This window comes from Microbacterium sp. Leaf351 (assembly GCF_001423825.1).
In the GTDB taxonomy this organism is placed as follows: domain Bacteria; phylum Actinomycetota; class Actinomycetes; order Actinomycetales; family Microbacteriaceae; genus Microbacterium; species Microbacterium ginsengisoli.
In genome coordinates, this window is record NZ_LMPK01000023.1 from 1 (window position 1) to 910 (window position 910).

1 protein-coding gene is annotated in these 910 nt (G+C 67.0%); it reads left to right on the top strand.

Annotated features, from left to right (window positions below; all coding sequences use genetic code 11):
• Positions 1-77: 77 nt before the first annotated feature.
• The coding region (locus ASG00_RS15350) for a hypothetical protein (protein WP_162238365.1) at positions 78-910 on the top strand (833 nt) is incomplete at its 3' end.

Sequence of the window (910 nt, forward strand, 5' to 3'; positions counted from 1 at the left end):
ACCCATCAAATGGAAACCGACGACTCACAGAACGTCCGGACCGAATGAAGGGGGCGGCTCAGACGGTCTCTGCCATCGTGACGCTGTCGGACGACGAATCCCAAGCGCTCGCCGACTTCGTCGCGCGACACGAGTGGGGTAAGGCAGCAGTGAAGGTAGGCCCGGTGGTGTGGCGCGCGACCGGTTCACCGGGGTCGCTGTCGATGCACGAGGCGTTGGAGAACCTTCCCGACGGGAGCCTTGTGCTCGTCGTCGTGGGCATCATCGGTTCGGGTCGTGCCCTGCTGAGCGTCAACCGCGACCTCCGAACCCTTCCCGACACGGTCAGCACTGCCTACCTCGTCGGGGCGGCGCACCCCGAGTCCGACAATGCCATGGAGATCTTCAAGAATTCCCTCGGCCTGCGCAGCAACGATTCGTCGAGCGCGTTCCAGATCGGCTGGACGCTCCCGCGCGACCCGCGAGGTCCGGGCTCCCGCAACTCGTGGAGAGCCGAATTCGCCGCGCTCGAGCAGATCGACTCGTGGCTCGGCCGCTACGGTTACCGCCAGGAACGCCGGGCCGTGCGCGCGCGGACGGCTGCCCTTCGCGCGCTGGGTGAGGACCAGCTGTTTGCTGCGCCCGATTTCGACGAGGCGAACCGTCGCGGCGTCCAGCGCATCAACCCGAAGTTCGCGCTCTGGCCGTTCGAGTGGTCGACGCACGAGAGGACTCTGAAGGACGGTGCCGCTCCCTCTCAGGCGGAGGTGTACGCGACGGTCGCGCACCTGCTCTACGAATCGCGGCGATCCAATCCGAGCCTGACCGCGCATGCGCACGGCGTTCGGCGTCACGGGTTCGCGATCAACCCGGCGATCTTCGACCGGCTCAACGACCCGCAACTGCAGTCGGCGATCCTCCGCGCCGCGGA